Raw genomic sequence first — 26,116 nt, 5'->3', positions numbered from 1 at the left:
AAAGAAACCCTGTATTTTCAATGGTTTGCGAGTTTCAGAAATCAAAAAATCCAAAATTGTCACGCTAAATGTCACTCTATGGAATTTGATACGCAGGGTTAGTACATCGGTAGTACGTCGGCTTCCCAAGCCGAATAGGCGGGTTCGACTCCCGTACCCTGCTCCAAAAATAAGTTGCAAAATCAAGCGATTTTGCAACTTATTTCTTTTTCTCGCAGGAAAATGTTTTGTTTCTGCTTTTGAAATTGTCACGCTATGATGAAAAATAGCGTGACAACGGAAAGAGGGTGCCTACTTGGGCAGGCACCCTCTCAAAATATTTTTTTGCTCTTGTTTGACCTGATGATCCCACCATTTCAAAAAATCATCGGTTCTGACACGGTACTGTCCGCCCAGTTTGGCCGCAGGCAGCTCACCATTCTTGAGCATACGGTCTATCACATATCGGGAGACTTTCAGCAGTTCGGCCATGTCCGTCACCGTGAGAAACATTCCACGCTCGGAAATTTCGGTGGAATTGGCGTGAGAGGACTTCATGGATCGAATATCCTTTGCAGCCTATGGAGTTCATTGCTGAATGCTGACACCCCCTGCTCCGCCGAGCGCGTTGGTTTCGTCAAACAAGTAGCCCTGGAACACAGTCCCATCCCCGGTAATGAAGCGGTCCCTCGCGTCCTTGGGTATCTGCTCGGCGGCGCTGCTGTTGTCCAGAATGATTTGAGAAAGCACACTCTCCGCCCTGCCGCATACCCGGAAATCCATGTTGTTCCTGATCTGGCCGGGAATGATGTTCGCGTCCGGGCGCTGGGTGGCGAGGATCAGGTGAATGCCAAAGGCCCGCCCCAGCCGGACCAGGGTCGCAAGCCGGTTCTCAATCTTCCCCAGCCGCTCCCGGTCCTCCTTGCTCCGGCCTGTCTTATCCAGCAGCTCCGCCACCTCGTCACAGGCGAACACCAGACGGGGCGGGTTCTCCCCCGTGGCCTCGTTGTAGGCGTCCAGGTCCTTGCACCCGGTATCTGCCAGCCGCTCTTTGCGGTATTCCAGCACCGCCGCAAGCTGGTCGAGGGTGTAGAGCAGGTCATCCTCAGTAAAGCACATCCGGCACTTTTGCCGCCATTCCCTGGGGTAGTCCACGCCGCCCTTGAAGTCAGCAACGCAGACCTCCGCCCCCTTGCGGAGCGCCTGCATGAGCAGCAGCTTCAGCAGGACGCTCTTGCCGCTCCCCGTGGAGCCGCCCAGCAGGATATGGGGAATGTTGGCCAGATTGACCGTCACCTGCCCCAGCAGGCTTTCACCCAGCACCAGCACAAAACTCTCCGGGGACAGATATTCGTCCTGCCAGGGAAGCACCTCCGGTAAGGACACCTGGGCGGGGACGGCGTAGACCAGCACCCGGCTCTTTCCCTTGCCGTAGGTCATTTTCGCGATGGACACATCCAGGGCCGCCTCGATCGCAGCCCGCTTGTCCTCCCAGGCGGTGAGGGGAATGCTCTGATTTTGGAACTCCCACATTGTCACCCTGGGATTATCCCTGTTCCGCCGCTTGCGGAGCAGGGTGGGAGCCATCCCCGCATGATTGACAAGGCCAATGCTCTGCAGCTGGTCATGGGCCGCTCTCCGTCCGAATGGATAGACCAGCAGGACGGCCAAGGCCACGCCTCCCGCCAGGAGATAGGCGGCAAGAGCGTGGGTCATGGCGGCCTCCAGAATGGGAGAGATCAGCTCCGTACGCTCCGCCTGTACGCTGATGGCGTCCTGATGGCTCCACACAAAGACCGCACCCGCCAGATAGAGCGGAATGAAGAAAACCTTGGGGGACAGGGCGGAAACTCCGCCCCATCGCCGCCAGAGATCGCGCCTGACCGTCCGGCGCTGGATTTGAAATTTCTCATTTCGGGTCATAGGGAAATCCCCCTTTCTTCCGCTGGACGGTGGTGCCGTCCGGCAGATACTCGATTACATTTTGAATACGGCGGAGGAATGCCCGCCAGGTCTCCGGCCTGTCCCACTGCTCGTCCCTGTACTGCTTTTCCAGGGGGAGGTTGGAGGTGATATAGACCTTTGTGTAACAGGCCGTCTTGTCGTTGTACCGGGCCGGGAGCGCCAGAGGGTAAATGTCCAGGTAGTTCAGCATATCTTCAATGGGGATCTGACTGTGAAATTCCTCGAACACCAGGACATCCTGCCCGTGGTAGCCGTCAAAGGAAATGCCCCTTGACGCCCGGTAATTCGTCACCCGGTAAATGCTCCGGGGGTCGTGCCTCTCATAAATGCCCCAGGTCTTGCCAGCCCCGGTGCTGCCGTACAGGTAGGTCACTTCCAGCTTACGGTTTTCCACGGCGTACTTCTCCGCCAGGAGGGTCTGCCGCAACACATCGATCTCCCGAATGCGGAACGCCATGCTGGGGGTCTGCTCGATGATCTCCGTGTTGGTCACGCCCTCTTTCACGCTCTGGAGCAGCTGGTGCATGACCGGGGACTTTTCCTCCGCCTCCGTGGGCAGTTCCCCAAACTCGAAGAAGGTCCCCGGCACAGAGGTCTCCGCCTTTTCGGTTCCGGCCCACTTCTCGCCGGACTTGCGAATATAATAAGATTCATTCCACAAGCCACAAGATGTCCTGCGGGCAACGAACGATGAGATCCGAAAGGAGTGATTAGTATGTCCGATTTGAGTCTGAAGACTTCACTTTCCATGGATGAAATCGAAGAAAATTTTAAAAATGTTGATTTTTTCGCCGGTGTTATGGACAGGTTACAGGATGCGCTTGCGCACAAAAAGCCTTCACAGCTGCAGAACAGTAAAAGCCTAGGAGAGGGAAAAACCACTCCAGCGCCTACCGTAAAAAAAGCTAATGCACCTGATTCTGCATGACCACTCTCTTGTCCAAAAGTTAGAGCATATTTAAGAGACAACAAGCATGCACACAAAGTCTACCCGATTGGGGTAGGCTTTTTGCTTCCTAGCTTCTGAGCCTCGGCCTCCAGCAGCTCGTTGAGGGTTTCCTCTACACTGCCTCGTACCAACTCCTTGAGCTGCCCCTTGATTACTTCTTCATTTAGCTGTACTATCTTTTCAGACATGGTTTGCTGTCTCCTTTCAGGATGGTGTGTCGCGACTTCATTCTACCAGAGATCTGCAAACCATGTCTCTTTTTGTTTTTGCGAAACTTATTCTACCTTATCGGATGTCAGTAACCGTCAAAAGAGCAGGCGGATAGACATGTATGAGATAATAGTGCTGGAACGTAGCGGAACGTTCCAGCACTATTTTGTACGGGGGGTCTTGCAGCGACATCTATCGAGTTGAAACACCAGGCACAGTTACAGGAATGGGCTTCAGCAATCAAGGAATGCCGGAGCAGCGGGCGATCGGTTCGGGAATGGTGCAGGCAACAGGGGATCACACCAACTACATATTATCGCTGGGAGCGAGAAGTACTGTCTGTTGCTGGCAGCATGGCACAGCAGGAAGGACAGGACAGGGTTGCCTTTGCAAAAGTGCCGATTCCAAGGCAGGAATGCCGCAACGAAGCAGAACATTCCGCTACGCTGTATGTCGGGAATGTGAGAATGGATATCTATCCGTCGTGTGGGATGGAGCAGCTGAAAATATTGGTTGAGATGCTGCACATACCCGGATGCTCTATGACGGCAGCGGCCAGCCTCATATCTGCATTGACGAGTATATGAAGCGCCGATTGCAAATCAAGCTGATCCATTCCATCGTTAGTCCCATTGGCGACTGACGGTTAAGGCCCCGGCCATAGACAGGCGGCTTTCCCTTTCCCCGCCTGCCTGTTTTCCCGGCGGCCCCCTTGCTCCTTGACAAATACGCCCGCAGGACAATGGCGGCGCGTCATAGGGCAGACGGATACATTCTGTCTGTGCCGAGCCGGGCGGCAGGTACGCCAAGAGGCTTTCCCTCATTGGGATAAGCGGAGCGATTTTACCGGGCCGTAAAGCAGGTGTGGCAGCCTGCGGGCGACGACGCGCAGACAGGACAATGATACGCCCTTGTCGTCGTAGTCCGAGCGTTTGAAGCGTCGCAGGCAACGAGCAGGGCCGCGTGAGAACCACGCGGGGGTGAGATTCCCGTGGAGCTGTGCCAGCAGCCGTCCGTTATTTTCTGCCCACTTTCACAAAAAACAACCTTTGTTTTGAAAAGAAAGGGGGCCATGTTATGAGTAATACCGATGTGCCTATTTGGGAAAAATACACGCTCACCATTGAGGAAGCGTCCAAATATTTTCGGATCGGGGAAAACAAACTGCGTCGGCTTGCCGAGGAAAACCCCACCGCTGGCTGGGTGATCCTGAACGGCAACCGCATCCAGATCAAGCGGAAGCAGTTTGAAAAAATCATTGATTCCCTTGACACAATATAGTGAAAAAGGGCCTTGCGCGTGTTATAATAGGTTATAAGCGTGTCAAGGCTCTTTCCGTCATGGAAAGGAGCATGACGAAATGCCAAGAAAAGAACGAGATGAAAAAAGACGGGACAACAAAGGCCGCCTTTTGAAGTCTGGAGAGAGCCAGCGATCAGATGGAAGATACGCTTACAAATACATTGACACCTTTGGAGAACCCCAGTTTGTTTACTCATGGAAGTTAGTACCCACCGACAAAGTACCTGCCGGGAAGCGGCCCTGTCTTTCCCTGCGCGAGAAGATCAAGCAGATACAGAAAGACCTTGACGACGGGATCGACACCATCGGCAAGAAAATGACCGTGTGCCAGCTTTATGAAAAGTACACCCGGGAGCGCGGGAATGTGCGGAAAGGAACCCAAAAGAGCCGCCAGCAGTTGATGAAACTTCTGTCCGAAGATAAGCTGGGCGCGGCCAGCATTGACAGCGTGAAGCTGTCCGACGCGAAAGAATGGGCCTTGCGTATGCAGGAAAAGGGCGTTGCCTACAACACCATCTGCAACAGCAAGCGTTCCTTAAAAGCCATCTTTTATATGGCCGTACAGGATGACTGCCTCCGCAAGAATCCCTTTGACTTCCAGATCAATGAGGTTATCAACGACGATACCGTACCAAAGGTGCCGCTTACCCCTACACAGGAAAACGAGCTTTTAGACTTCATGCAGAACGATCCCGTCTATGCCAAGTATTATGACGAGGTGGTGATCCTGCTGGAAACCGGGCTTCGTATTTCCGAACTCTGCGGCCTGACGCCCGCTGACCTGAATTTTGAGAAGCGCTTTGTGAATGTAGACCACCAGCTTTTGAGAAGCACCGAGGACGGCTACTATATCGAAGCGCCAAAAACAGAAAGCGGATTCCGCCAAGTGCCGATGAGCGCAGCCGCCTATGAAGCGTTTGAGCGCGTGTTAAAGAAGCGCAGGGACGGCAGGTGCATTGAGGTTGACGATTATAAGGACTTCCTGTTCCTGAACCGGGACGGCCTGCCCAAAACCGCCGTCAACTATGACGCCATGTTCAAGTGCCTTGCAAAGAAGTACAACAAGTGCCACAAGGAGCCGCTGCCCGATGTGATGACGCCGCACACCATGCGGCATACATTCTGTACCAGAATGGCAAACGCGGGCATGAACCCCAAGGCATTGCAGTACATCATGGGACACGCCAACATTGTAATGACGCTGAACTATTATGCCCACGCTACTTTCCATTCCGCACAGGAGGAAATGGAACGGCTGCAAGCCAAGGCAAAAACCACCGCAGAGGCCAAGCCGGAGCCTGTGGCGGAAAGCGCCGAGGAAACCAAGGCGGCATAAGTAGTACGCAGAATTTACTACTGCTTTTACTACTTTTGAGAGCGAAAACATGAGGGGTAATAAAAAGATTTGTGAGGTTCTTCCGATATGAAAAGTGCCGGAAAAGCCCGGAATAACGGGCTATACCGGCATATAAGAACATCTAAAGAGATAATTAGAAATCTATTAAATGATTCGGAGAAACATTTGAATCGCTGGCCCATTCAGTAATGCGTTACATACCGTCCCTACTCCTACAACCAACCAAATAGCCTTCCCGGCTGCAACGCAGAATATTACGCCAAGGACTATCACGGTAATATCAGATAAGATACGAGCGAGATGGAAAGGTATTTTTTGATTGCTCAGGCTTTCAATGACCACCGCTACACTATCGTAGGGAGCAATACCCATACCTCCCTTCATGTAGAGCGCAACACCGAAGGATGAAAGAAGCAAGGCAATCACCATGAGAATGCCACGAACAGGCAGGTTCAAGCTTACATCTCGGCCCAGCCAGCAGATAAGATCGGCGATATAACCTACACATATCATGTTCACCACCGTCCCTATGCCAATGCAGCTACGTACAGTAAAAAATACTACCACGAGAATCATTGCGTTTATCAAAAGCTGCCAAGAACCAAAAGACCAGCCAAGAAAAGTGCTGATTCCTAGATTCATCCCAGTAAAGGGATCTACACCAAGTGCCGCCATACGGTATAGCGCAACGCTCACTCCGATAAGTGTTATACCACCGGCCATCAATGTGCCACGCATAGGCCAAGACATTCCATGATTCAACATAGCAAGCTCCGCTCGGTGGCTGGATCGAACAGATGAATCATCTGATTACAGAAGGTAAATTCCAGCTTTGCGCCGTAAGGCACACCGGAACGGTATTCCACCGGAAGGTCGGTGGTCTGGATGCGCATGACCACTTCCTGCTGCTCGCTGCTCTCGCCTACCACAGTGTGGAGATAAATCTCACTGCCCATCAGCTCGGATACTTCCACTGTGGAGCTGATCGCATTTCCGGCTCCGGTGTGGATGCTGATATGCTCGGGGCGAACACCAAGCGTCACATCGGCACTGGTTTGCCCCTTTGAGGCCAGCGTCCCGGCCATCTCCGTGCCTACAGGGACGACTGCGCCTAAGCATTCTACCTGATAGCCTGTGTCTGCTTTTTCTAGCCTGGCCTTGAAAAAGTTCATCTGAGGTGTGCCGATAAAGCTGGCCACAAACAGGTTAGCTGGAGTGTTAAAGACCTGTTGGGGAGTGCCAATCTGCTGTACAACACCATCCTTCATAATTGCGATTCGGTCGCCTAGAGTCATGGCTTCGGTCTGATCGTGGGTCACATAAATAAATGTGGTATTAATGCGCTGTCGGAGCTTGATGATTTCCGCCCGCATCTCATTGCGCAGCTTGGCATCCAGGTTACTGAGAGGTTCGTCCATGAGCAGCACTTTGGGCTCCCGCACGATGGCCCGGCCAATGGCCACACGCTGACGCTGGCCGCCAGAGAGAGCCTTGGGCTTGCGATCCAGATACTGAGTAATACTTAGGATTTCGGCGGCCTCCTGCACCCGGCGGGCAATCTCCGCCTTGTCTACTTTCCGAAGCTTCAGAGGAAACCCCATATTCTCCCGAACAGTCATGTGGGGGTAGAGGGCGTAGGACTGAAAGACCATGGAAATATCCCGATCCTTCGGCTCTACATTATTGACCAGCCTGCCGTCTATATACAACTCGCCTTTGGAGATATCTTCCAGTCCAGCTACCATCCGCAGAGTGGTGGATTTACCACAGCCGGAGGGACCGACCAGGACGATGAACTCCTTATCCTCAATGTCCAAGTTGAAGTCATTAACAGCGGGGACATTATTCTCATATATCTTACAGATGTTTTTCAGATTGACAGTTGACATGGGTGTTGGCCAAAGCGCACCCGCCATCGCGGGGGCCTCCCCGGTGCAGAGCGGTACTGCCCCGAGCTTACAGCAGGTCTCCACACTGCTGCACCGCCGGCCGGCGGAAATCTTTCCTCCTTTTGTCGGCTCCAGAGTGCCCAGGCGTATTTCGCCGTGGAGTGACACTCCGGCCTCAAATAGATATCTTGTCTACCTCAAAGGTGTACTCAGGATAAAACTCCCGGATATAGTTCAGCACATCCTGTCGGTTGCCCCGGAAGGGGCCTGGTGTCTCCATTTTCAGAGAGACCAAAGCGGTACAGTAGAGCAGTGCCTGCTCCACGCCCGAATGCTGACGCTCAGCAATGTAACCGGCGAAAGCAGTGTCACCCCGGCCAGTGCGCCCCGAGAGGTTCCGGGCACGGATAGGACAGGTGTGGACGGTCTCTCCAGCATACACCAGCACCTCGGTATTATGGGTAATGATCACCTCCTTAGCACCCCAGAGGTGGAGTAGCCTAGCCGCTTGGGGTCGGTCGGTGAGGCCGGTAAGAATTTCTGCTTCAGCGGCATCAGTCTTCAAATAGTCGATATAAGGCAGGTATTCCCCCTTCTTCGCCCAGTCCCGGAAGGCCATGGTGTGATCAGGCTCCACATGGCGCAACAGGCACTGCACATCCACCGCCACCCGCCCTTTCTGGGCGGCCTGAGCAAAGAGGCTACCGTCGAAGTCGCCGTATGCTAACCCGGCAAAATGATAGATCCCTGTTACCACAGGGGGGAGCTCCTCAAAACGGAAAGGGTCGCACACTCCCAAGGCGGTACAGGCCCGTTTTTCCTTGTTGGGGGTGAAATACTCGTTAAGGATGGAACAGGTGACAGTGGAGGGGGCCCAGTACACATCAGCCCCGGAGTCGGAAAAGCATTGCTCCACGTCGGCATCTGCCGGGTTCAGTTTGGTAAACACGGCGGTGTGGGCACCACTCCGGGCCGCTGCAAAGCCGGAGGCTACCACGGCCCCGCCCACTTCACGGCATTCATTCCCTTGGCAATCGATATTCCGATCCAGGGAGACCGGTCCAATTACTAATATGTCATAACGCTCCATTCAACACGTCACCTTCCAAACCTAAATACTCGATTCGCATCGGCTGTCCCGGTAATAGCTCCAGCTGCAAGGCCCGATGGGGTGGGGGCGTAGTCAGTGGGGCCGGCAAGGGTGGGCAGTCGGAATAGAGTACCCGGATACCCAACCGCTCCGCCAGTTCCATCAACTCCAGCCAAGCGCTTCCATAACGCCGGTCACTGGAGGCGCAGCACACCATGACATCCGGGTGGACGGCCCGGAGCAGGGCCTCGTCTGCCGCGTCCTTCTGGCCGTGATGTCCCACTTTGAAGATGTGGGCCCACAAATCTTCAAGTGGGATGTCCCGGTAGCCAGCCAAGTTGGTGTCCCCAGGTAGGAGAACCCGCTTCCCCTTCCAGTCCAGCCGGAGTACCAGGCTGAAGTTGTTCATAGCAGCATCTAGGGCAGACAATTTCTGAAAAAAGAGTTCCGTATCTAGTGTGTGAAAGACGTCTTCTATTCGCTTCGACAGTTCCTCTACCCGTTGAGTGGTTGGGGCAAGACTTTGGATCTCCATGCCAGCGCAGGGCATCAGAAAGTCTCCGGACTTCAGAGTGCGAATATTGCAGCCTTGTTTTTCCACCAGCAAGAGCAGATTCTGCCAATCACGGAGGGAATCCGCAAATTTTGCGCGATCCGGGTGTGCCGGCCGAAGCGATGGCATAGGCGGCAGATGGCGATGAAGGTCTGTGGGAAGCCCCTGCCAGAGAGTCTTGGGTGGGAATTGCCTTGCCACTGGCAGCAGGCCGCAGACATGGTCCTCGTGGATGTGAGAAAGGATCATCACATCAATATGATCCACGCCGGATTGCTTCAAGTAATCCAGCAAACGGACGCGTCCGGTGGAACAGTCAGCGTACTCAGCATCAAGGTTGCTGCCACCGTCTATTAGTATAGTAAAGGCGTTGTCTTGCCCCGATTGGGGACACTCCACCCAAATAGCCTCCCCGTAGCCCACATTGACAAATGTAATGCGCATTTCGTTTCCCCGATGTATCATACAGTCCTCACACCTACTGTATTGCCCTCTTAATATAGAAGCTGGAGAGGATAAGAGCAAAGATTGTCATAATGATGCCCCCGGCGCTGCCGAACCCAAAGTCCAGCGACTTGATTCCAAAATTATAGAGAAACTGGGTGATGGTAGAGGTCGTGCCAGCAGGTCCGCCGCCGGTAAGCACATTCACCTTCTCGAACAGCCGGAATGTATCAATGGTGCGCAACAGGGCACACAATGCCAGAGAGCTTTTGATGTTTGGAATGGTGATATACCAGAACTTTTGGAAAAAACCGGCCCCGTCGATACCGGCCGCCTCATACTGCCCAGCTGGCACAGACTGAAGGGCAGCATAAAGCAGCAAAAATACAAAGGGAGTATTCTGCCATACGTCAATGAATAAAATGGTGCCAAAGGCAGTCCTGGTATCCATAAACCAGTTAAATACCGGCAGCTTTAGAGATTCTAGGACCTGATTGACGATTCCGTAATTGGACGAAAGCAGCATACGCCAACTGAGGGCCACGGTGACTGCTGGCAGCAGATAGGGTAACAGAAGTAGGGTGCGCATAGCTTTTTGTCCCCGCTTGAGGCTGTTGACAAAGACCGCAATTAGAAGTCCAAACGCCATTTCCAGGACCACGGCCAGAGCGGTGAACAGCACCGTGTTCCAGGTCGCTTGACGAAAATAGCTGTTCTTGAAAAGCGAAACATAGTTGTCAAATAGAACGAACTCGGCGCTATCATTCCCCTTGAGATAGTTGTAATCTGTAAAGCTATACAGAAATGTGGAAATCAACGGGTAAGCCGTCATGACCAAAAGTACAATCAGGGTCGGAAGCACCATGCAGAGCCCGAATCGCCGGGCTGATATTGTGCTGTGATTAAGTCTTAATGTTTTATCATTCATAGGATTCTCCCTCTCTTCGTGGAGAGTCTTTCCAACATCGCGTATTGTTGTAAAATACGGCCGGGACGCCGTTGGGCATCCCGGCCGCTTACAAAATCGGTAAGTCTGGCTGGGAAATGGTGAGATCAGCCCATTAAATCCTCAAGGGCCGACTGCGCATCAGCCAGACCGTCGTCCAGAGACTTAATCCCCTGGATGATATTGTCCATTTCCTGACCCAAAATATTGGTGAACTGGGTCCACTCCTCAATAGCCGGACGGTAGACACCAGTCTCCAAAGCGCCGCATACGGTTTCCAGATGGGGATAGGTCTGTAGGACAGTTTCATCCATCAGGCTGGAATAGCGACAGGGTACACCACCCTTATCAATGGAGGCCAGCTGGACCTGGGGGTCCATCACATACTTCAGAAGTTCCAAGGCCAGTTCTTTGTTGGGGGCATTCTCTGGGATTCCAATACACCAAACTCCTTGTAAGGCCACTGCATCCTCAGCGTCGGAGTCATCCGTCAGCTTAGTGGGAATGGTAGTATAATTGGCGGGGCCGTCTGCGGTGGGCACATACCAACCGGGCCAGATCTGAGCCAGGGCGGTCTCTCCGCTGCTGACAGAGGCAACGATGTCATCCTTGTCCAGAGTGCTGCCTACATTATAGAGAGCCAGATACTCCTCCATGGCGGCCTTGAACTCCGGGGTGTTCACGGTGGGTTGGTTGTTCTCATCCACGACCCAACCGCCATGGACCAGCAAATGGGAGAGGAAATCGGAAACGATGTTGTCAGCACTGCCGCCGCGGATCAGAAAACCGTTCTTACTGGCATCGGCTGCGCGGGTCTTCTGAGCGATATCCATAATATCAGCAAAGCTGTCAATATCCTCGGGTGTATAACCGGCATCGGCAATCAACTGCTTGTTATACATCAGGACGGTGACGTTGCCATAGTAAGGGGCTAGATAGATGTCCTCCCCCACCGTGCAGATAGAGGTGGTGGCAGGGATGATGTCATCGTCGAAGCTATACCCCATATCGCTCAGGTTAGCCAGAACACCGTTGGCGGTGAACTCAGCCATCCAGGAGCCATCCACCATACACAGGTCGTAGGTACCGACAGGATTCGCAGCGTCCAGAGCAATGCCGGTATGTAGATCATCGAAGGAGAGAAGCTGGACCTCAATGTCCACGTTGTGTTCTTCCTCAAAGGCTGGCAACATTGCCTGCAAGGACTCACCGTAAGCGCCGCCGCGCAGGATTAGTGTCATTTTGGTAGGCGCGGAATCGCTGGCCGCAGTGTTGCCGCTGTTCCCAGTGTTCCCGTCACCAGCGCCAGGATCGGATGCAGAGGGCTGTCCGCCGCAGGCAGTCAGGGACAATGCCATGGAACTGCACAGGAGTGCAGCAAGCAATTTCTTTTTCATTAGTTTCGTCCTCCTAAGTTCATATTGGGGATAACACATATAATTTTTGTTATTCTTTGACAGCGCCGCTTGAAAGGCCAGAAATCAAGTAGTTCTGTGCAAAGATTACAAACAAAATAATGGGAACCACAGAAATTACGCCGCCAGCGGCTACCAGGCCGAAGTTGGTCAGATTATCTTCTGTGTTCAGTACAGACAGAGCCAGCGGGACTGTATAGTTGGCAGGGCTACGAGTAAAAATTACGGTGTAGGTGTACTCGTTCCAGGCATACATAAAGGAAAGCATGGCCACCGCCGCGATACCAGGGGCCACCAGGGGGAGTACGATCCGCAGGTAGAGCTGCCACTCCGTTGCGCCGTCTACCTTCGCGCTCTCCTCGATTTCCTCCGGAAGCTCTCGGAAAAAGCTGATCAGGAACCAGATGATAAGGGGAACATTGATCAAGACACAGGCTAAAATGACTGGTATTTTGCCGTTGAGGATACCTGCTCGGCTGAACATGGTGTAGAGCGGAATGGTAAATGCCACCGGCGGTAGAACACGAACAAGTAGCACCCAGTATGTAAGGGGCTTTTTGAGCCCAAAGCTGAAACGCCGGCGGGCGATGATATAGGCGGCGCAGACACCAATTATCAGGGAGAGAACCAGCGATACTCCGGTGGTCTGCAAACTGTTGATGATTGCCTGTCCAAAGCCTTTTTCGGTAAAGAGCCGAATGAAATGCTCCGGCGTGAATGAAGCAGGGATCAGCGATATGTGCCCACTCATTTCATCTGTGGGGCGAATCGCCATGGCCAGCAACCAATAGATTGGGAACAACGCTCCAAACAGCAGAACTGCACAGCCGATCCCCTTGGCGGTCATGGTGATGTTCTGTTTTGCTTTCATGCCGAATTTCCTCCTCGCTATATGGACGGAATCACAATAGTTCATGTAGAATTTTATCAGAGGGCCATCACTGCTTCCACCAGTACTGGTTGAAGAAAAAGTAAAGCTTAAGTAAATTAGCAAGTGGAAACACACAAGATGAAGTGTCTCAAAAATAAATAACTTGCAAAGATATATAGCCTAGGCCTTGTTTGAAAAATAAAAGTTGCACAAGAAACCAAGTTATGCGAAGCTATGAGCATGAAACGATATGAATTAACAAAAGAACAATGGGAACGAATCAAGCCGCTGCTGCCACCGGAAGAAACGGGAAAGCGGGGTCGTCCCCGGAAGGATAACGGGATCATGCTCAACGGAATGCTCTGGATCGTCCGGAGCGGTGCGCAGTGGCGTGAGCTGCCGGCGACCTATGGTCCTTGGCAGTCTATATACGCAAGATTCGCCAAATGGCGGAATGAGGGCACTCTGGAAGCGGTATTCCACACACGGTCTGCGGACGCGGATATGGAGAACCTGAGCATGGACTCCACTTGCGTAAAGGTGCATGAAAGCGCAAATGGCGGGGAAAAAAACGGCGGATAAGGCGGTTGGCCGTACCAAAGGCGGGTGGAACACAAAGCTCCACGCTGTCGTAGACGGTCTGGGAAACCCGGTGGAGTTCCTTCTCTCCGCTGGAAATGACCACGATTCGGTTCACGCTGTTGAACTGCTGAAAAAGGTCAGAATCGGCGGGAGTGCCGTGCTGGCAGACCGGGCCTATGGTGCCCGGACGATTCGGGAATATATCTCAGCGCACGGGGCCAGCTATGTGATCCCGCCGCAAAGCAACGTTTCCGATCCCTGGCCGGTTGACTGGCATCTGTATAAAGAACGCCATCTGGTGGAGTGTTTTTTCCAGAAAATCAAGTGGTTTCGCAGAATCGCCACCAGATATGACAAGTCGGATGCTTCCTTCCTAGCCTTTGTGTATCTTGCCTCCATCGCTATTTTGTTGCTTTAGCACAATCTCCGCCTTTTTTCAAACAAGCCCTAGTCTCGTAAATGGCGACCGTGGAAATTATGTAAATCAGTGGGGAGAGTATCTTCTTCCCGTTGAAACCTATGATTTCTGCAATGATTTTTCTGAAGGACTGGCATATGTTGAGAAAGACGGAAAAGCTGGTTATATAGATACCAGCGGCGCATGGGTGATCCAACTTCCAATTGGGGTGATTGGGCACGAATTTCATGAAGGTGTCGCCCATGTCATCCATGACTATCCCGGTATTTCAGAGGAGGTTCGCATTCCAAATCAGTTTATTGATCAGACAGGGCAAACAGCGCTTCTGTGTCCTAGCGTAAATATTCGCGGCGATTTTTCTTGTGGATTGGTCGAGGCGCAGAGTTTGGAAACAGGGCGCTATGGCTATATTGACAAAACCGGCGCATGGGTAGTCCCACCTGAGTATAGAGGCGGGAATGCATTTTATAAAGACAGGGCCATTGTATGGTCAGAAGAATGGAAAGAAGGCGTGGTAAACGCCGAGGGAGACCTCATTATTCCCTGTATCTATGACCGAATCTACGTATTGGACAACGACGCCGGCGGTTGCGTTTTTGTCGTTGAACTCGAGGATAACAACGGAGTCAAATTTCAAGGGCTTGCAGACTATGACGGGACCATGCTGATAGAGCCCCAGACTGCCCTGGATCTGACATACAGTGACATCGTGACCATGGGCAGGCTTGTTGTGGGATACAATGATCTGACCTGGGAAAAGAGAGGCGCCGAATATCCGCTATGTGGTGTCATTGACCTTTCTGGGCAAGAGCTCCTCCCTCCGGTGTATATGATTACCTCTGGGGGATATCAGGAAGGCCTCATGTCCGTTCTTGAATCAGGAAGCACGGCATGGAAATATATTGATACAAGTGGGCAGGCCGTTCTATCTGTGCCAGAAACTGTTTCCAGAGCGTGGAATTTCGTTGATGGAGTCGCAGAATTAGAAGGAACGGACTACCAGGTCTCTTTTATCGATCATGCCGGCAATGTCGTGATCGGACCGCTCCCCTATTCATGTTCTTATTTTTCTCAAGGTGTCACCTGGGTCTTCCCAGACGGCAGAAATCCAGATGTGATATTCAATCAGCACAGAGAAGGTGTATTTGGATTGCTTGCTGATCCCCGGCTAGAGCAAAAAATCAGCAGCTGGGCAGTTGAGGAATTGTCATATGCAGAGGAATGTGGTCTCGTTACGGAGAGCAACAACGCCTATTTCGGGTTCCGGATCACCCGTCGCCGCTTCGCGGAGCTGGCGGCAAATCTGGTGGAACAGGTAACGGGCCAGGAGATCACGCCCGATAAGGTAGAATAAGTTTCGCAAAAACAAAAAGAGACATGGTTTGCAGATCTCTGGTAGAATGAAGTCGCGACACACCATCCTGAAAGGAGACAGCAAACCATGTCTGAAAAGATAGTACAGCTAAATGAAGAAGTAATCAAGGGGCAGCTCAAGGAGTTGGTACGAGGCAGTGTAGAGGAAACCCTCAACGAGCTGCTGGAGGCCGAGGCTCAGAAGCTAACCCAGGCTGCCCGGTATGAACGCAATGAGCCGCGCCAGGGCTATCGCAGCGGCCACTATAGCCGAAATCTCACCACCACTTCTGGAGATGTCACCCTGAAGGTGCCTAAGCTCAAAGGGATTTCCTTTGAGACCGCTATTATTGAGCGGTACCGCCGCCGGGAGAGCAGCGTGGAAGAGGCTCTCATTGAGATGTACCTGGCAGGTGTGTCCGTCCGGCGCGTGGAGGACATCACGGAGGCCCTATGGGGCAGCAAAAACAGTTGGGCCTGTCTATGGAGAAAGTTGCTTTGGACAGAGGGTATGACACTGGTGCTGTTCACAGGGGCTTGGAACTACTGGGAATTACCGGTTATATTCCGGCCATCCGTTTTCCCAATGACCCAAGTAAATATGGATTTTCATATGATCCGCAACAGGATACATTTATTTGCCCAATGGGACAGCCTCTTGTATATCACCGTCTGAACTGCAATAAGTCCACAGGGAAATATCTTCGTTGTTACCAGGTACAGGGAGATGTCTGCCGGAAATGCACTTCCCGTAAGACTTGTTTTGATACAGCCGGTGTGCGTAGAAGAATTCTGGCCAGCAGCTGCTATCCTGCGTTTTACAGAGGGCATTTAAGGGTCAATACTCCGGAATACCTGTACATGATGAGAAAACGAAAAATATGGGCTGAAGGCAGCTTTGCTGCTATGAAAAGGGAGCATAACCTTTTAAAAATTCGGAAACGAGGCATTCTTGCAGCGACTGAGGAATGTCTCCTGTCTGCCATGGCATTAAACCTAAAAAGGATGGTTAAAGCCATCTTTTCTGCAATGCTAATGGATAAAATATGGGCCGAGAATATAATTTCTCAGCCCATATTTCGTCTTTGTCAACAGGTCCAACTCTTGACACTACCTGACATCCATTATGAGTAGGAGGAATTTCCGTGAAAACAATCAAGAAGCAGACTGACACCGTTTCCCGCAGGAACACCGTTGATGAAGCGGCTGCGATCCGCAAAATGTCTTTTGTCAGTGTTTCCGGCAACGCGGTGCTGTCTGGATTCAAGTTGTTTGCCGGTATCACAGGCAACTCCGGCGCCATGATCTCCGATTCGATCCACTCCTTTTCCGATGTGATTACCACAGTGATCGCCTGGATCGGAGTGAAAGTCTCCAAGAAAGAAGCGGATTCTGACCACCCCTATGGGCATGAGCGCATGGAATGCATCGCGTCTTTGCTATTGGGGATTGTCCTGCTGACAACCGGGCTCGGCGTAGGCAAAGTGGGGCTGGAACACATCATCTCGGGCAGCTATGAAACCCTTGCCATCCCCAGCGCGATTGCTTTGGTGGCAGCCATTGTTTCTATTGTGAGCAAGGAGGCCATGTATTGGTACACCCGTTATTACGCCGAGCTGATCCATTCCTCAGCGTTCTTGGCAGATGCCTGGCACCATCGTTCCGACGCGTTTTCTTCCATCGGCTCCCTTATCGGTATCGGCGGCGCCATGCTGGGCTTTCCTGTGATGGACTCCGTGGCCAGTGTGGTGATTTGCCTGTTCATTGTGAAGGCTTCCTATGATATTTTGAAAGACGGCGTGGTCAAACTGTTGGATACCTCCTGCGGAAAAGGCTATGAGGCGCAAATGGAGCAATACATTGCTGCGCAGGAAGGTGTGGTCCACGTGGATTCGCTCCGTTCCAGAATGTTTGGCAACAAGGTCTATATTGATCTGGAGATCCAGGTGGATGGTGAAAAGTCTTTACGGGATGCCCACGAGGTGGCGGAGCATATCCACGATGAAGTAGAACATACCTTCCCGGATGTGAAGCATATTATGATCCACCTGAATCCGACCGATGTAACCAGCTGATTTCGGGAGCGGGATACGAAACAAATTGGGACACAAATAAAGATTTGTCCAAAGCAGAAATATCGAATTGAGTTGAGAATATGACAGCAATATGATATACTTGCCACTATGTAAGGGAGTAGTCAGCACTTTGGTGTGGTGATACCAACATACTGGAACTTTCCTGGTATTATCTTAAATGACGAGACTTGGGCTTGTTTGAAAAAAGGCGGAGATTGTGCTAAAGCAACAAAATAGCGATGGAGGCAAGATACACAAAGGCTAGGAAGGAAGCATCCGACTTGTCATATCTGGTGGCGATTCTGCGAAACCACTTGATTTTCTGGAAAAAACACTCCACCAGATGGCGTTCTTTATACAGATGCCAGTCAACCGGCCAGGGATCGGAAACGTTGCTTTGCGGCGGGATCACATAGCTGGCCCCGTGCGCTGAGATATATTCCCGAATCGTCCGGGCACCATAGGCCCGGTCTGCCAGCACGGCACTCCCGCCGATTCTGACCTTTTTCAGCAGTTCAACAGCGTGAACCGAATCGTGGTCATTTCCAGCGGAGAGAAGGAACTCCACCGGGTTTCCCAGACCGTCTACGACAGCGTGGAGCTTTGTGTTCCACCCGCCTTTGGTACGGCCAACCGCCTTATCCGCCGTTTTTTTCCCCGCCATTTGCGCTTTCATGCACCTTTACGCAAGTGGAGTCCATGCTCAGGTTCTCCATATCCGCGTCCGCAGACCGTGTGTGGAATACCGCTTCCAGAGTGCCCTCATTCCGCCATTTGGCGAATCTTGCGTATATAGACTGCCAAGGACCATAGGTCGCCGGCAGCTCACGCCACTGCGCACCGCTCCGGACGATCCAGAGCATTCCGTTGAGCATGATCCCGTTATCCTTCCGGGGACGACCCCGCTTTCCCGTTTCTTCCGGTGGCAGCAGCGGCTTGATTCGTTCCCATTGTTCTTTTGTTAATTCATATCGTTTCATGCTCATAGCTTCGCATAACTTGGTTTCTTGTGCAACTTTTATTTTTCAAACAAGGCCTTATCTGTTTGGGCAGGTAAGTCTCTTTTTTTACCTGCCGATTCAATTCCTTTGGGAGGTAAAAATATGGGAATCGGAGCACTCATGGCCATCTCACTCGGTGTTTCCATGGACGCATTTGCCATCGCGATCTGCAAAGGTCTTTCTGTGGAGCAGGTAGAGCCAAAACATCTTCTGTCTGCGGGACTTTGGTTTGGGGGTTCGCAGGCGGTCATGCCGCTGCTGGGTTACGTTTTGGGCAGCGGTTTCCGCGCCGCGATCGAAAGCCTGGATCACTGGATCTCTTTTGTCCTGTTGGCGGCGATCGGAATTCATATGCTCCAGGAAGCTCGGGAGCCCGTCAGGAAAATGGACGCGTCCTTCGCGCCTCGGGTCATGCTCCCTCTGGCCCTAGCCGACAGCATTGACGCATTGGCTGTGGGCGTATCCTTTGCTTTTTTGAAGGTGGACATCCTTCCGGCTGTTTTTCTGATCGGACTGACAACATTTGCCTTTTCTGTGGCCGGTGTGAAAATTGGCAATCACTTTGGGGCCAAATACAAATCAAAGGCCGAAGTAGTTGGGGGAATTGTATTGCTCCTCATGGGGGGCTTGATTTTGGTGGAGCATTTGTGGATGTGATGAAAGGAGACTGTGTATGGCAGATTCCAATATTACAAAACGGGCATTAGCAACTTCTTTGAAAGAGCTGATGGTAGAACAGCCCTTTGACAAGATCAATGTGGCGCAGATCTGCGAACACTGCAACATGAACCGAAAGAGCTTTTACTATCACTTCAAGGATAAATATGACCTTGTAAATTGGTTTTTTGATACGGAATTTATTGAACTTATCAAACATGAAAACTTGAGTGCCGACTATACAGAACATTGGGCTTTTATCGAAAAAACTGCCGGTATTTTTACCAGAATCATTCGTTCTATCGAAAAGCATTGCAGATCAAAGGGCAAAATTCTTTCAGCGATCACTTTCAGGAGTATATTCGGCCGTTTATAGCAGCACGCATTTCCAGCTTGTTTGGAGAGGAGCAAGTAGACGAATTTATTTTGGATTTTTTTTGCGACGCGGGCGGTGATCTGTACCATGGAGCGCTGGCTGCGGACCAAAGAGTGTATGCCGCCCGAGCAGTTTGTGGAAAAACTTAAAACGCTCACAGAAAAGTGTGCGCATTCTATCTGTCGGGAGATATCTCAGGCGGAAAAAGGGGCTTCCTGATGGAAGGGGGCATATGTCTCCAGTCTAAACGGGCGGTGACGTAAAAAGCCCCTTATGTGAGAAAATTGGCGTCGTTCAGACCATCACGGCGCGATTGTAAGAAATCATCATGGGCGGCAGATACTGAAATATACGTATGGAACTGAAGTTCTCAGGGATATCCCTTCACCCCCAATCAGATCATGTGAGTCACCACAAACCTCTCGACGGACATAAAGCGTATCATTGGAGGGAATGAAAATGTGGTTAGTGGCAGCAACCTTATCATCCGTTTTTGCGGGATTCACTGCCATTCTCGCGAAATGTGGGATCAAAAAAACGGACTCTGACATTGCGACCGCTATACGGACAGTTGTCGTGTTGGTGTTTTCCTGGCTGATGGTTTTTGTGGTTGGTTCTGCCAGAACCATCACACAAATCAATTCAAGCTCATTGTTATTTTTGATATTGTCTGGAGCCGCGACGGGTGCTTCGTGGATGTGCTATTTCAAAGCACTGTCCATCGGAGATGTAAACAAGGTCGTTCCCATTGACAAATCCAGCACGATCCTCTCCGTCCTGCTGGCAATCATTTGTTTTGGGGAGACAGAACATCTCCTCATCAAATTGATAAGCACTTTCATGCTCGGTACCGGCATCATTTTAATGGTAGAGAAAAAGAAAGACAGCGGTGAGATCACAGATCATACATATATTTTCTATGCAATCGGCTCAGCAGTGTTCGCCGCGCTGACATCCATTCTGGGAAAGGTTGGCATAACCGGAGTGGAATCTAATCTGGGGACGGCAATCCGAACGGTTGTCGTTTTGATTATGGCATGGATAATTGTCTTTATGAAGGGCAAGCAATCCCAACTACGGCATCTCGATCATAAAGAATTGGTCTTTTTGTTCTTTTCCGGCATTGCAACGGGTGCTTCGTGGCTATGCTATTACTACGCCATTCAAAATGGAGTGGTAAGTATTGTTGTCCCGATTGATAAGATGAGCATTCTTCTCACGATCGCGTTTTCCTATTTCGTGTTTGGGGAGAAGCTGAGCAAGAGAGCCGGAGTTGGTCTCTGCCTCATGACAGTTGGAACACTGACGATGACCTGCTTCGGATAGCCTTCAAAAGAGGCACGAATCGGAAAACAAGCGGTTTTCTCCCTACAAAACGAGAGCGCATCGCATGGAAATTGCGATGCGCTCTCGTTTCTCTTATCGGGAAGATACCGGTACGGATTTGGGATAGGCCGTAAGTGATTAATAATCACCCGCCTATCATCTCACCGTCAGAAATGAGATAATAGTTCAAAACTTGAAAAACTCACGGTGAGTTTTTCAGGACAATTAGCAAGGCGGTGATACAATGGCAGACGTACTGGCGGTGCGTAACGAGTATCGGGTAGAAAATTGGTCAGCGCTGATCCAGGAGTGTAATGCAAGCGGACTCAGCAATCGTGAATTCTGTCGGCAACACGGAATTTCAGAAAAGAGTTTCTACTACTGGCTGCGAAAACTGCGGCACCAGGCGGCGGAAGCGGCAGAGACCCATCTCATAAAGTTGGATCCAACTCCAACGGTCGAAGATATGCTTCATATCCGGTATCATGGAGCAGAACTCCGGCTTCCCTCTGGAGTGGATATGGATGTGGTGGCAGCCTTACTGCGCTCGATTCAATCGCTATGATCGACCTGAGCAAAGTCCAAAACTACTACGTGGCATGCGGATACACGGATCTTCGCCGCGGGATAGACGGACTGGCGGCTATCGTAAGTCAGCAGTACGGCGGTTGTCTGAGTGAAGAAAGCCTGTTTCTGTTCTTCGGGCGCCGGACAGACCGAATCAAAGCACTCTACTGGTCCGGAGATGGATATATTCTGCTATACAAGCGTCTGTCCAATGGACGATTTCAGTGGCCGAGGAGTGAGGCAGAACTCCGGCTCATAGACCACCAGAGTTTTCGTTGGCTCATGGAGGGACTGAAAATCGAGCAGCGGACAGCAATCCGCAAAGGAAAGCCGAAAGACCTGTTTTGAGCAAAAATCTCAACTAAAAATGGCACATGTATGTACTTTATCGTAGGTTTATGGTATCATAAGCCTACGATAAAGTTGTTTTTGGAGGAGGTTCGTCATGGCGGCAGCACAGAAGAAAAATACATATACTGCTGCCGAAGTGGCAGAACTCCAGACAACCATCCGGCAACAGCAGGCCGAGATTGATACCCTGAAAAAGAAGTTGGATCATATGAATGAGATCCTTCTCAACGCTCAGCGTGCCCGTTTCGGACAGTCCAGCGAGAAAAAGGCCTATGTTCTAAGCGAAGACCAGATTTGTCTGTTTAATGAAGCGGAGCAGGTGCAGGACCACAAGGCAGAAGAACCCACCGAGGAGACCTTTACGGTAAAGGCGCATGCCCGAAAGAAAAAGCGCACAATTGCTGAACTGGCAAAAAATCTCCCTGTAGAGGAGATTATACTCCAGCTGCCGGAATCCAAGTTGAACTGCAGCAAGTGTGGTGGTACGTTCCGGCTGATTGGTAAGAAGCTGGTTCGCCGGGAATTGATTATTATTCCGCAGCAAGAAAAAATTTTGGAATACTACAGCTGTACCTACGCCTGTGACAAGTGCGAAAAGGACACCGGCTTTGCCCATATTCTGACCACACAGGCGCCTGCTGCCCTGATGAAGCATTCTCTGGCTTCTCCCTCCACCGTGGCTGACGTCATAATTAAGAAATATGTGGACGGGCTTCCTTTGGTCCGCCAGGAGAAGATCTGGGCCAGACAGGGAGTGGAGTTGAGCCGCGCACACTGGCCAACTGGGTGATCCAGTGTACCCAAACCTGGCTGAAACCTCTGTACCGGCATATGAAGCAGGCCTTGCTGGAAGACACCGTGATCCACGCGGATGAAACCACTGTGCAGGTTTTGAAAGAGGATGGCAAAGCCGCAGCCTCTGAGTCCCGGATGTGGGTATACGCCAGCGGGGAAGGCAGCAAAAAGCCCATCCGAATCTTTGAGTACCAGCCAGACCGTAGTGGAAAACGGCCCGCAAACTTTCTAAAAGGTTTTAACGGCTATCTGGTGACGGATGGTTATGCTGGGTACAACCAGGTTGCAAATGTTACCCATTGCGGCTGTTGGGCCCACGCCAGGAGAAAATGGCGGGAAGCTATGCCGGACGGAGCAACTGTGAAAACGAGCAAAGCGGCAGTGGGATACCGGTATTGTACCAAGCTGTTCACCCTGGATGGCAAAACGAGCTATATATTACCGAAAACACGCAATGAATACCGCCAGAATGTGGTTCGTCCCCTTCTGGAGGAGTATTTTTGCTGGCTAAAAACGGTACACCCCGAAAAAGGCAGCAAGCTGGAGGACGCAGTCCGCTATTCGCTGAACCAGGAGCACCAACTGACGGCGTTTTTAGATTCTCCTGAGGTTCCTATCTCTAACAACTTGGCCGAAAATGCGATCCGTCCATTTGTTGTGGGCCGAAAGAACTGGCTGTTTTGTGACAGCGTGAAGGGTGCAGAATCCAGTGCCATTGTATACTCGATAGTAGAGACGGCAAAGGCNATATGAAGCAGGCCTTGCTGGAAGACACCGTGATCCACGCGGATGAAACCACTGTGCAGGTTTTGAAAGAGGATGGCAAAGCCGCAGCCTCTGAGTCCCGGATGTGGGTATACGCCAGCGGGGAAGGCAGCAAAAAGCCCATCCGAATCTTTGAGTACCAGCCAGACCGTAGTGGAAAACGGCCAGCGAAATTCCTCAAAGATTTTGGNCTCCACGCTGTCGTAGACGGTCTGGGAAACCCGGTGGAGTTCCTTCTCTCCGCTGGAAATGACCACGATTCGGTTCACGCTGTTGAACTGCTGAAAAAGGTCAGAATCGGCGGGAGTGCCGTGCTGGCAGACCGGGCCTATGGTGCCCGGACGATTCGGGAATATATCTCAGCGCACGGGGCCAGCTATGTGATCCCGCCGCAAAGCAACGTTTCCGATCCCTGGCCGGTTGACTGGCATCTGTATAAAGAACGCCATCTGGTGGAGTGTTTTTTCCAGAAAATCAAGTGGTTTCGCAGAATCGCCACCAGATATGACAAGTCGGATGCTTCCTTCCTAGCCTTTGTGTATCTTGCCTCCATCGCTATTTTGTTGCTTTAGCACAATCTCCGCCTTTTTTCAAACAAGCCCTAAGCACTTACCCTCAATCTTCCCTCTTTTGTCCCACAAAAAATATGCAGATGAAAAAATGCTCAGTGTCACATATCAGGATCTCTCAAATAAGGCTTAAAGAGCAGGGCCAGAGCCGGGACCAGGTCAGGCGGGTCGTCATAGCCGATATCGTGATCCCGAGTCTTGTCGCAATCGTACCACTTATCAATAATATAGCGCCACCAGTCTCTCCCGTCATCCACGATAAGTGTTCCACGGATCATGTTTGCCGGCCGCAAAAAGATTGGGTAGTGATTTGAGGCATACTCGATCGCCCTCAGGCCATCGAGTTTAGTAATCCGGTATGCCCGAAAACACTGGCCATACTCGGTCTCTCCGTGCACGATCTCCACAACACAAGACTCAATCGCCACCGACAGATCATCATACGACAGATCGATATTAGAGTACTCCTTGCGTTCAGCCCATGCAATCCGGACATCTGGAGGGTAAGGGTACTCCTCAGGATCTCGCTCGATCTCTGTGTGTACTCTCCCAGGCGGATATATGCGATAGGTGATCTCATGCTCTGTCATGGTGTGTCCTCCTTAATGCACGCAAGGTATCGGTAGACTGTAGGGCGGCTGATGTTAGATAGTCGGGCGAGCTCTGAGGTGTTGATTTGCTGGCTTTGGTACATTGCATAGTAACGCCAAAAACGGTCCGGGATATCTTCCTGTCAAAGTGCTGGTCGTCCGATTTGCTTGCCTTTTGCACGGGCATTATCTACACCGGATCGCACCCTGGACCGGATCATACTCAATTCCAGTTCACTAAAAACAGCGATGAGCTGGAGAAAGGCCACAGTCATCGGATCGGGATCATCCTTGCGGCAGTCAATGGTGATACTACCCAGGATATGGAGTCGGATGCGCTTCGCCTTGATCGTCTCGACGATCTGGCAAAACTGCTGCACCGAGCGGGACAATCTGGAGGGCTCTGTGATTATCACCGTGTCTCCCGGGCGGACTGTATCCCACATCATATCCTGTTGCTCTTTGGTCGGTGAATCCCCGTGCTCATACTCCATCCATATCTTGGTTGCACCTGCTGCCTTGAGTTCTCGCACCTGCCTGTCAATATCTTGTTTGCTCTCATTGGTGCTGCATCGAGCATACCACGATGGATCTGTCCTGTCGGGACACCAGGTAGATATCCGCCTGTGTCGCATCCATCTGGTACGATCCCGGCTGTGGCCGCCATTCGGCAGATGATCCCCACGCCGACCGGTGGTCCCGCTGGTATTTTGTAAGGCCATCCCGGGCAATGATCTTTTGAGGGCGTCGATGAAACCCGTGCCCATAGTAGTAATGCCGGAATTGCGACCATGTGGGAGCATCGCTGTCCAGCTCTCCATCTGGGCCCACATAATCCTCCAGCAGCATCATCTCGTAGGCAGCTCTGAGCGACAGGCGTTTAGATCCGTAATAGTATCTACGGATGGCTTGTTCTATCATATGGTTGTCTGTGTTTGCGCTTTTTGTCCGCTTTTTGGCTGTGACCCGTCCTGTTGCAAGATACCTATAATATAGGTGCAGGATGCGTCGTGTTGTGGTCTGGTGCTGCTGGGCAGCATCTGCTGCCATCCGGTATCTAAGAGACTTGTCAGAGATGCAGTCCTCGCAATTGAGCAGAGGCTGTATCATTTGCAGGCGGGTAGCCTGCGCTGGAGTTGTCGGGCAATCTATCATCCAGCTTTCCGGCGCAGGCACCCGCTCATATCCTTCAAGGGCCACATCGAAAAATGGGGGAGAGGGAGAGTCACAGTTAATGAGCCAGTAGCCGGCTTGAGTCGCTTTCAAAATTCTGAAAACGGCTCCAAGCCTACACACAAAGCGTAATGGATCAGTCATTGACAGACACGATCATCCACTGGGTTCCATCATCATCCAAGGCCCAGTACCGGCGGGACATTTCAAGACGCATAAGGTACGATACATCTGCCATACATTTTTTTGGCACGATTTCCTTGACGATCCGATGTCCGTCGACGTGAGTTATGACAAAGTCGGTGGTCCACTCTGTCGACAAATCTTCATCAGAAACATGCATCGGGATACGGGAGAGGCGGTCAGGGGCAAGGATTACATTGGTCTCGTAGCTTTTAACCCACGGAGCTTCCTCCAGATCTGCGGCATACTCCATGGCACCTCGATTGTGTACATACATATTGCGGTTATTTTTGTGACTAAAAAACTTATAAAGAACCTTGCGATCTTCGGGGCGTTCCATTTAATGTTCCTCCTGTCTAATAATT

General features: G+C 51.5%; 28 protein-coding genes, 1 tRNA gene and 6 pseudogenes. 19 read left to right on the top strand and 16 right to left on the bottom strand.

The genetic code is table 11. The features are described from left to right. The first annotated feature begins 92 nt into the window (after positions 1-92). Positions 93-166 (top strand) — tRNA-Gly (locus E0E29_RS06880). Positions 167-291: 125 nt separating this feature from the next. Here E0E29_RS06880 and E0E29_RS06875 read toward each other — a convergent pair. The 3 genes from E0E29_RS06875 to E0E29_RS06865 are packed head-to-tail and all read right to left on the bottom strand — an operon-like array spanning position 292 to position 2,605. Further along, the gene (locus tag E0E29_RS06875) at positions 292-537 is read right to left on the bottom strand and encodes a helix-turn-helix domain-containing protein (RefSeq protein ID WP_130849233.1); all 246 of its coding nucleotides are present in this window, start codon (positions 535-537) and stop codon (positions 292-294) included. Between the two features lie 30 nt (positions 538-567). Further along, a complete protein-coding gene (locus tag E0E29_RS06870; protein WP_130849232.1) occupies positions 568-1,902 on the bottom strand; it encodes an FtsK/SpoIIIE domain-containing protein in 1,335 nt (444 codons plus the stop codon). Further along, on the bottom strand, positions 1,889-2,605 hold the full coding sequence (locus tag E0E29_RS06865; RefSeq protein WP_207303584.1) for a P-loop NTPase family protein: 717 nt from the start codon (positions 2,603-2,605) through the stop codon (positions 1,889-1,891). Before E0E29_RS06865 ends, E0E29_RS06870 begins: the two co-directional genes overlap by 14 nt. 54 nt (positions 2,606-2,659) lie before the next feature. Here E0E29_RS06865 and E0E29_RS06860 point away from each other — a divergent pair, with 54 nt between their 5' ends. After that, positions 2,660-2,872 carry a hypothetical protein gene (locus E0E29_RS06860; protein ID WP_130849231.1) on the top strand — a complete coding sequence of 71 codons (213 nt, stop codon included), beginning with the start codon at positions 2,660-2,662 and terminating at the stop codon, positions 2,870-2,872. Positions 2,873-2,961: 89 nt separating this feature from the next. Here the strand turns inward: E0E29_RS06860 and E0E29_RS06855 are convergent. After that, positions 2,962-3,081: pseudogene (locus E0E29_RS06855) on the bottom strand (IS256 family transposase); the annotation flags it as partial. 222 nt (positions 3,082-3,303) lie between these two features. Between E0E29_RS06855 and tnpA (E0E29_RS19220) the strand changes: the two are divergent. The 4 genes and pseudogenes from tnpA (E0E29_RS19220) to E0E29_RS06830 all read left to right on the top strand — a co-directional run. Continuing rightward, a pseudogene (gene tnpA, locus E0E29_RS19220) lies at positions 3,304-3,537 on the top strand (IS66 family insertion sequence element accessory protein TnpA); the annotation flags it as partial. 101 nt (positions 3,538-3,638) lie between these two features. Next, positions 3,639-3,746: a helix-turn-helix domain-containing protein gene (locus E0E29_RS06845; protein WP_479723853.1), complete on the top strand. Its 108-nt coding sequence runs from the start codon at positions 3,639-3,641 to the stop codon at positions 3,744-3,746. A gap of 434 nt (positions 3,747-4,180) precedes the next feature. Further along, on the top strand, positions 4,181-4,384 hold the full coding sequence (locus E0E29_RS06835; RefSeq protein ID WP_130849229.1) for an excisionase: 204 nt from the start codon (positions 4,181-4,183) through the stop codon (positions 4,382-4,384). A 79-nt stretch (positions 4,385-4,463) separates the two neighbouring features. Next, positions 4,464-5,741: a tyrosine-type recombinase/integrase gene (locus E0E29_RS06830; protein ID WP_130848405.1), complete on the top strand. Its 1,278-nt coding sequence runs from the start codon at positions 4,464-4,466 to the stop codon at positions 5,739-5,741. A 165-nt stretch (positions 5,742-5,906) separates the two neighbouring features. On the opposite strand, the gene E0E29_RS06825 is transcribed toward E0E29_RS06830, so the two are convergent. The 7 genes from E0E29_RS06825 to E0E29_RS06795 all read right to left on the bottom strand — a co-directional run bounded on the left by E0E29_RS06825 (position 5,907) and on the right by E0E29_RS06795 (position 12,970). Next, positions 5,907-6,524, bottom strand: coding sequence for a YczE/YyaS/YitT family protein (locus tag E0E29_RS06825; RefSeq protein WP_242622419.1), 618 nt, complete (start codon positions 6,522-6,524; stop codon positions 5,907-5,909). Next, positions 6,521-7,651 carry an ABC transporter ATP-binding protein gene (locus E0E29_RS06820; protein ID WP_130850814.1) on the bottom strand — a complete coding sequence of 377 codons (1,131 nt, stop codon included), beginning with the start codon at positions 7,649-7,651 and terminating at the stop codon, positions 6,521-6,523. Before E0E29_RS06820 ends, E0E29_RS06825 begins: the two co-directional genes overlap by 4 nt. A gap of 175 nt (positions 7,652-7,826) precedes the next feature. Beyond that, on the bottom strand, positions 7,827-8,741 hold the full coding sequence (locus E0E29_RS06815; RefSeq protein ID WP_130849228.1) for a PfkB family carbohydrate kinase: 915 nt from the start codon (positions 8,739-8,741) through the stop codon (positions 7,827-7,829). Continuing rightward, positions 8,728-9,738, bottom strand: a complete 1,011-nt coding sequence (locus E0E29_RS06810) for a ComEC/Rec2 family competence protein (protein WP_242622418.1) — start codon at positions 9,736-9,738, stop codon at positions 8,728-8,730. Before E0E29_RS06810 ends, E0E29_RS06815 begins: the two co-directional genes overlap by 14 nt. Positions 9,739-9,772: 34 nt before the next feature. Further along, positions 9,773-10,666, bottom strand: a complete 894-nt coding sequence (locus tag E0E29_RS06805) for a carbohydrate ABC transporter permease (protein WP_130849226.1) — start codon at positions 10,664-10,666, stop codon at positions 9,773-9,775. A 125-nt stretch (positions 10,667-10,791) separates the two neighbouring features. Beyond that, entirely contained in the window at positions 10,792-12,081 is a 1,290-nt protein-coding gene (locus E0E29_RS06800; RefSeq protein ID WP_242622417.1) for an extracellular solute-binding protein, read from the bottom strand. A 49-nt stretch (positions 12,082-12,130) separates the two neighbouring features. Further along, the gene (locus E0E29_RS06795) at positions 12,131-12,970 is read right to left on the bottom strand and encodes a carbohydrate ABC transporter permease (protein WP_207303583.1); all 840 of its coding nucleotides are present in this window, start codon (positions 12,968-12,970) and stop codon (positions 12,131-12,133) included. A 234-nt stretch (positions 12,971-13,204) separates the two neighbouring features. Between E0E29_RS06795 and E0E29_RS06790 the strand changes: the two are divergent. The 5 genes and pseudogenes from E0E29_RS06790 (at position 13,205) to E0E29_RS06770 (ending at position 17,398) form a co-directional block, all read left to right on the top strand. Continuing rightward, positions 13,205-13,970: pseudogene (locus tag E0E29_RS06790) on the top strand (IS5 family transposase). Next, positions 13,933-15,324: a WG repeat-containing protein gene (locus E0E29_RS06785; RefSeq protein WP_130849224.1), complete on the top strand. Its 1,392-nt coding sequence runs from the start codon at positions 13,933-13,935 to the stop codon at positions 15,322-15,324. The pseudogene E0E29_RS06790 and the gene E0E29_RS06785 overlap by 38 nt, the downstream one beginning before the upstream one ends. Before the next feature lie 87 nt (positions 15,325-15,411). Continuing rightward, positions 15,412-15,795, top strand: a pseudogene (locus E0E29_RS06780) (transposase); the annotation flags it as partial. Continuing rightward, positions 15,777-16,457 carry a transposase gene (locus tag E0E29_RS19215; RefSeq protein WP_130849223.1) on the top strand — a complete coding sequence of 227 codons (681 nt, stop codon included), beginning with the start codon at positions 15,777-15,779 and terminating at the stop codon, positions 16,455-16,457. The pseudogene E0E29_RS06780 and the gene E0E29_RS19215, both read left to right, overlap by 19 nt. An 86-nt stretch (positions 16,458-16,543) precedes the next feature. Then, entirely contained in the window at positions 16,544-17,398 is an 855-nt protein-coding gene (locus E0E29_RS06770; RefSeq protein WP_130850812.1) for a cation diffusion facilitator family transporter, read from the top strand. A 220-nt stretch (positions 17,399-17,618) separates the two neighbouring features. Here E0E29_RS06770 and E0E29_RS06765 read toward each other — a convergent pair. Continuing rightward, positions 17,619-18,384: pseudogene (locus tag E0E29_RS06765) on the bottom strand (IS5 family transposase). 117 nt (positions 18,385-18,501) lie between these two features. On the opposite strand from E0E29_RS06765, the gene E0E29_RS06760 reads away from it, so the two are divergent. The 8 genes and pseudogenes from E0E29_RS06760 to E0E29_RS06725 all read left to right on the top strand — a co-directional run bounded on the left by E0E29_RS06760 (position 18,502) and on the right by E0E29_RS06725 (position 23,808). After that, positions 18,502-19,056, top strand: coding sequence for a manganese efflux pump MntP (locus tag E0E29_RS06760; RefSeq protein WP_130849222.1), 555 nt, complete (start codon positions 18,502-18,504; stop codon positions 19,054-19,056). Between the two features lie 16 nt (positions 19,057-19,072). Continuing rightward, positions 19,073-19,432: a TetR family transcriptional regulator gene (locus E0E29_RS18685; RefSeq protein WP_242622571.1), complete on the top strand. Its 360-nt coding sequence runs from the start codon at positions 19,073-19,075 to the stop codon at positions 19,430-19,432. Further along, entirely contained in the window at positions 19,369-19,581 is a 213-nt protein-coding gene (locus E0E29_RS18680; protein ID WP_242622415.1) for a TetR-like C-terminal domain-containing protein, read from the top strand. The genes E0E29_RS18685 and E0E29_RS18680 overlap by 64 nt, the downstream gene beginning before the upstream one ends. A gap of 310 nt (positions 19,582-19,891) precedes the next feature. Further along, on the top strand, positions 19,892-20,758 hold the full coding sequence (locus E0E29_RS06750) for an EamA family transporter (RefSeq protein WP_130850811.1): 867 nt from the start codon (positions 19,892-19,894) through the stop codon (positions 20,756-20,758). Positions 20,759-21,002: 244 nt separating this feature from the next. Continuing rightward, positions 21,003-21,323: an IS66 family insertion sequence element accessory protein TnpA gene (gene tnpA / locus E0E29_RS06745; protein ID WP_130849221.1), complete on the top strand. Its 321-nt coding sequence runs from the start codon at positions 21,003-21,005 to the stop codon at positions 21,321-21,323. Then, complete coding sequence (tnpB, locus tag E0E29_RS06740; RefSeq protein ID WP_130849220.1) at positions 21,320-21,673, top strand: IS66 family insertion sequence element accessory protein TnpB; 354 nt, start codon at positions 21,320-21,322, stop codon at positions 21,671-21,673. The genes tnpA (E0E29_RS06745) and tnpB overlap by 4 nt, the downstream gene beginning before the upstream one ends. Positions 21,674-21,770: 97 nt before the next feature. After that, a pseudogene (gene tnpC / locus E0E29_RS19210) lies at positions 21,771-23,224 on the top strand (IS66 family transposase). Beyond that, on the top strand, positions 23,221-23,808 hold the full coding sequence (locus E0E29_RS06725) for an IS5 family transposase (protein WP_130849217.1): 588 nt from the start codon (positions 23,221-23,223) through the stop codon (positions 23,806-23,808). The pseudogene tnpC and the gene E0E29_RS06725 overlap by 4 nt, the downstream one beginning before the upstream one ends. A 98-nt stretch (positions 23,809-23,906) precedes the next feature. Here the strand turns inward: E0E29_RS06725 and E0E29_RS06720 are convergent, their stop codons facing one another. From E0E29_RS06720 to E0E29_RS06705, 4 genes are all read right to left on the bottom strand, one after another. After that, a complete protein-coding gene (locus tag E0E29_RS06720; protein WP_130849216.1) occupies positions 23,907-24,395 on the bottom strand; it encodes a hypothetical protein in 489 nt (162 codons plus the stop codon). Beyond that, on the bottom strand, positions 24,392-24,499 hold the full coding sequence (locus E0E29_RS18675; RefSeq protein WP_242622413.1) for a helix-turn-helix domain-containing protein: 108 nt from the start codon (positions 24,497-24,499) through the stop codon (positions 24,392-24,394). The genes E0E29_RS06720 and E0E29_RS18675 overlap by 4 nt, the downstream gene beginning before the upstream one ends. Positions 24,500-24,538: 39 nt before the next feature. After that, the gene (locus E0E29_RS06715; protein ID WP_242622544.1) at positions 24,539-25,030 is read right to left on the bottom strand and encodes a recombinase family protein; all 492 of its coding nucleotides are present in this window, start codon (positions 25,028-25,030) and stop codon (positions 24,539-24,541) included. Positions 25,031-25,704: 674 nt separating this feature from the next. Beyond that, a complete protein-coding gene (locus E0E29_RS06705) occupies positions 25,705-26,091 on the bottom strand; it encodes a hypothetical protein (RefSeq protein WP_130849215.1) in 387 nt (128 codons plus the stop codon). Positions 26,092-26,116: the final 25 nt, after the last annotated feature.

The organism is Intestinimonas timonensis (assembly GCF_900626145.1).
Lineage (GTDB): Bacteria > Bacillota > Clostridia > Oscillospirales > Oscillospiraceae > Intestinimonas > Intestinimonas aquisgranensis.
The sequence above is the reverse complement of the archived record's forward strand: the minus strand, read 5'-3'. Positions and strand labels throughout refer to the sequence as shown.

Coding starts and splice junctions, on each gene's coding strand:
- E0E29_RS06705 (WP_130849215.1), bottom strand. CDS start 26,091: ATGGAACGCCCCGAAGATCGCAAGGTTCTTTATAAGTTTTTTAGTCAC.
- E0E29_RS06805 (WP_130849226.1), bottom strand. CDS start 10,666: ATGAATGATAAAACATTAAGACTTAATCACAGCACAATATCAGCCCGG.
- E0E29_RS06800 (WP_242622417.1), bottom strand. CDS start 12,081: ATGAAAAAGAAATTGCTTGCTGCACTCCTGTGCAGTTCCATGGCATTG.
- E0E29_RS06720 (WP_130849216.1), bottom strand. CDS start 24,395: ATGACAGAGCATGAGATCACCTATCGCATATATCCGCCTGGGAGAGTA.
- E0E29_RS18685 (WP_242622571.1), top strand. CDS start 19,073: ATGGCAGATTCCAATATTACAAAACGGGCATTAGCAACTTCTTTGAAA.
- E0E29_RS06815 (WP_130849228.1), bottom strand. CDS start 8,741: ATGGAGCGTTATGACATATTAGTAATTGGACCGGTCTCCCTGGATCGG.
- tnpB (WP_130849220.1), top strand. CDS start 21,320: ATGATCGACCTGAGCAAAGTCCAAAACTACTACGTGGCATGCGGATAC.
- E0E29_RS06830 (WP_130848405.1), top strand. CDS start 4,464: ATGCCAAGAAAAGAACGAGATGAAAAAAGACGGGACAACAAAGGCCGC.
- E0E29_RS06715 (WP_242622544.1), bottom strand. CDS start 25,030: ATGCGACACAGGCGGATATCTACCTGGTGTCCCGACAGGACAGATCCA.
- E0E29_RS18675 (WP_242622413.1), bottom strand. CDS start 24,499: ATGTACCAAAGCCAGCAAATCAACACCTCAGAGCTCGCCCGACTATCT.
- E0E29_RS19215 (WP_130849223.1), top strand. CDS start 15,777: ATGGGGCAGCAAAAACAGTTGGGCCTGTCTATGGAGAAAGTTGCTTTG.
- E0E29_RS06870 (WP_130849232.1), bottom strand. CDS start 1,902: ATGACCCGAAATGAGAAATTTCAAATCCAGCGCCGGACGGTCAGGCGC.
- E0E29_RS06810 (WP_242622418.1), bottom strand. CDS start 9,738: ATGCGCATTACATTTGTCAATGTGGGCTACGGGGAGGCTATTTGGGTG.
- E0E29_RS06875 (WP_130849233.1), bottom strand. CDS start 537: ATGAAGTCCTCTCACGCCAATTCCACCGAAATTTCCGAGCGTGGAATG.
- E0E29_RS06750 (WP_130850811.1), top strand. CDS start 19,892: ATGTGGTTAGTGGCAGCAACCTTATCATCCGTTTTTGCGGGATTCACT.
- E0E29_RS06770 (WP_130850812.1), top strand. CDS start 16,544: ATGTCTTTTGTCAGTGTTTCCGGCAACGCGGTGCTGTCTGGATTCAAG.
- E0E29_RS06760 (WP_130849222.1), top strand. CDS start 18,502: ATGGGAATCGGAGCACTCATGGCCATCTCACTCGGTGTTTCCATGGAC.
- E0E29_RS06820 (WP_130850814.1), bottom strand. CDS start 7,651: ATGTCAACTGTCAATCTGAAAAACATCTGTAAGATATATGAGAATAAT.
- E0E29_RS06835 (WP_130849229.1), top strand. CDS start 4,181: ATGAGTAATACCGATGTGCCTATTTGGGAAAAATACACGCTCACCATT.
- E0E29_RS06860 (WP_130849231.1), top strand. CDS start 2,660: ATGTCCGATTTGAGTCTGAAGACTTCACTTTCCATGGATGAAATCGAA.
- tnpA (WP_130849221.1), top strand. CDS start 21,003: ATGGCAGACGTACTGGCGGTGCGTAACGAGTATCGGGTAGAAAATTGG.
- E0E29_RS06845 (WP_479723853.1), top strand. CDS start 3,639: ATGCTCTATGACGGCAGCGGCCAGCCTCATATCTGCATTGACGAGTAT.
- E0E29_RS06795 (WP_207303583.1), bottom strand. CDS start 12,970: ATGAAAGCAAAACAGAACATCACCATGACCGCCAAGGGGATCGGCTGT.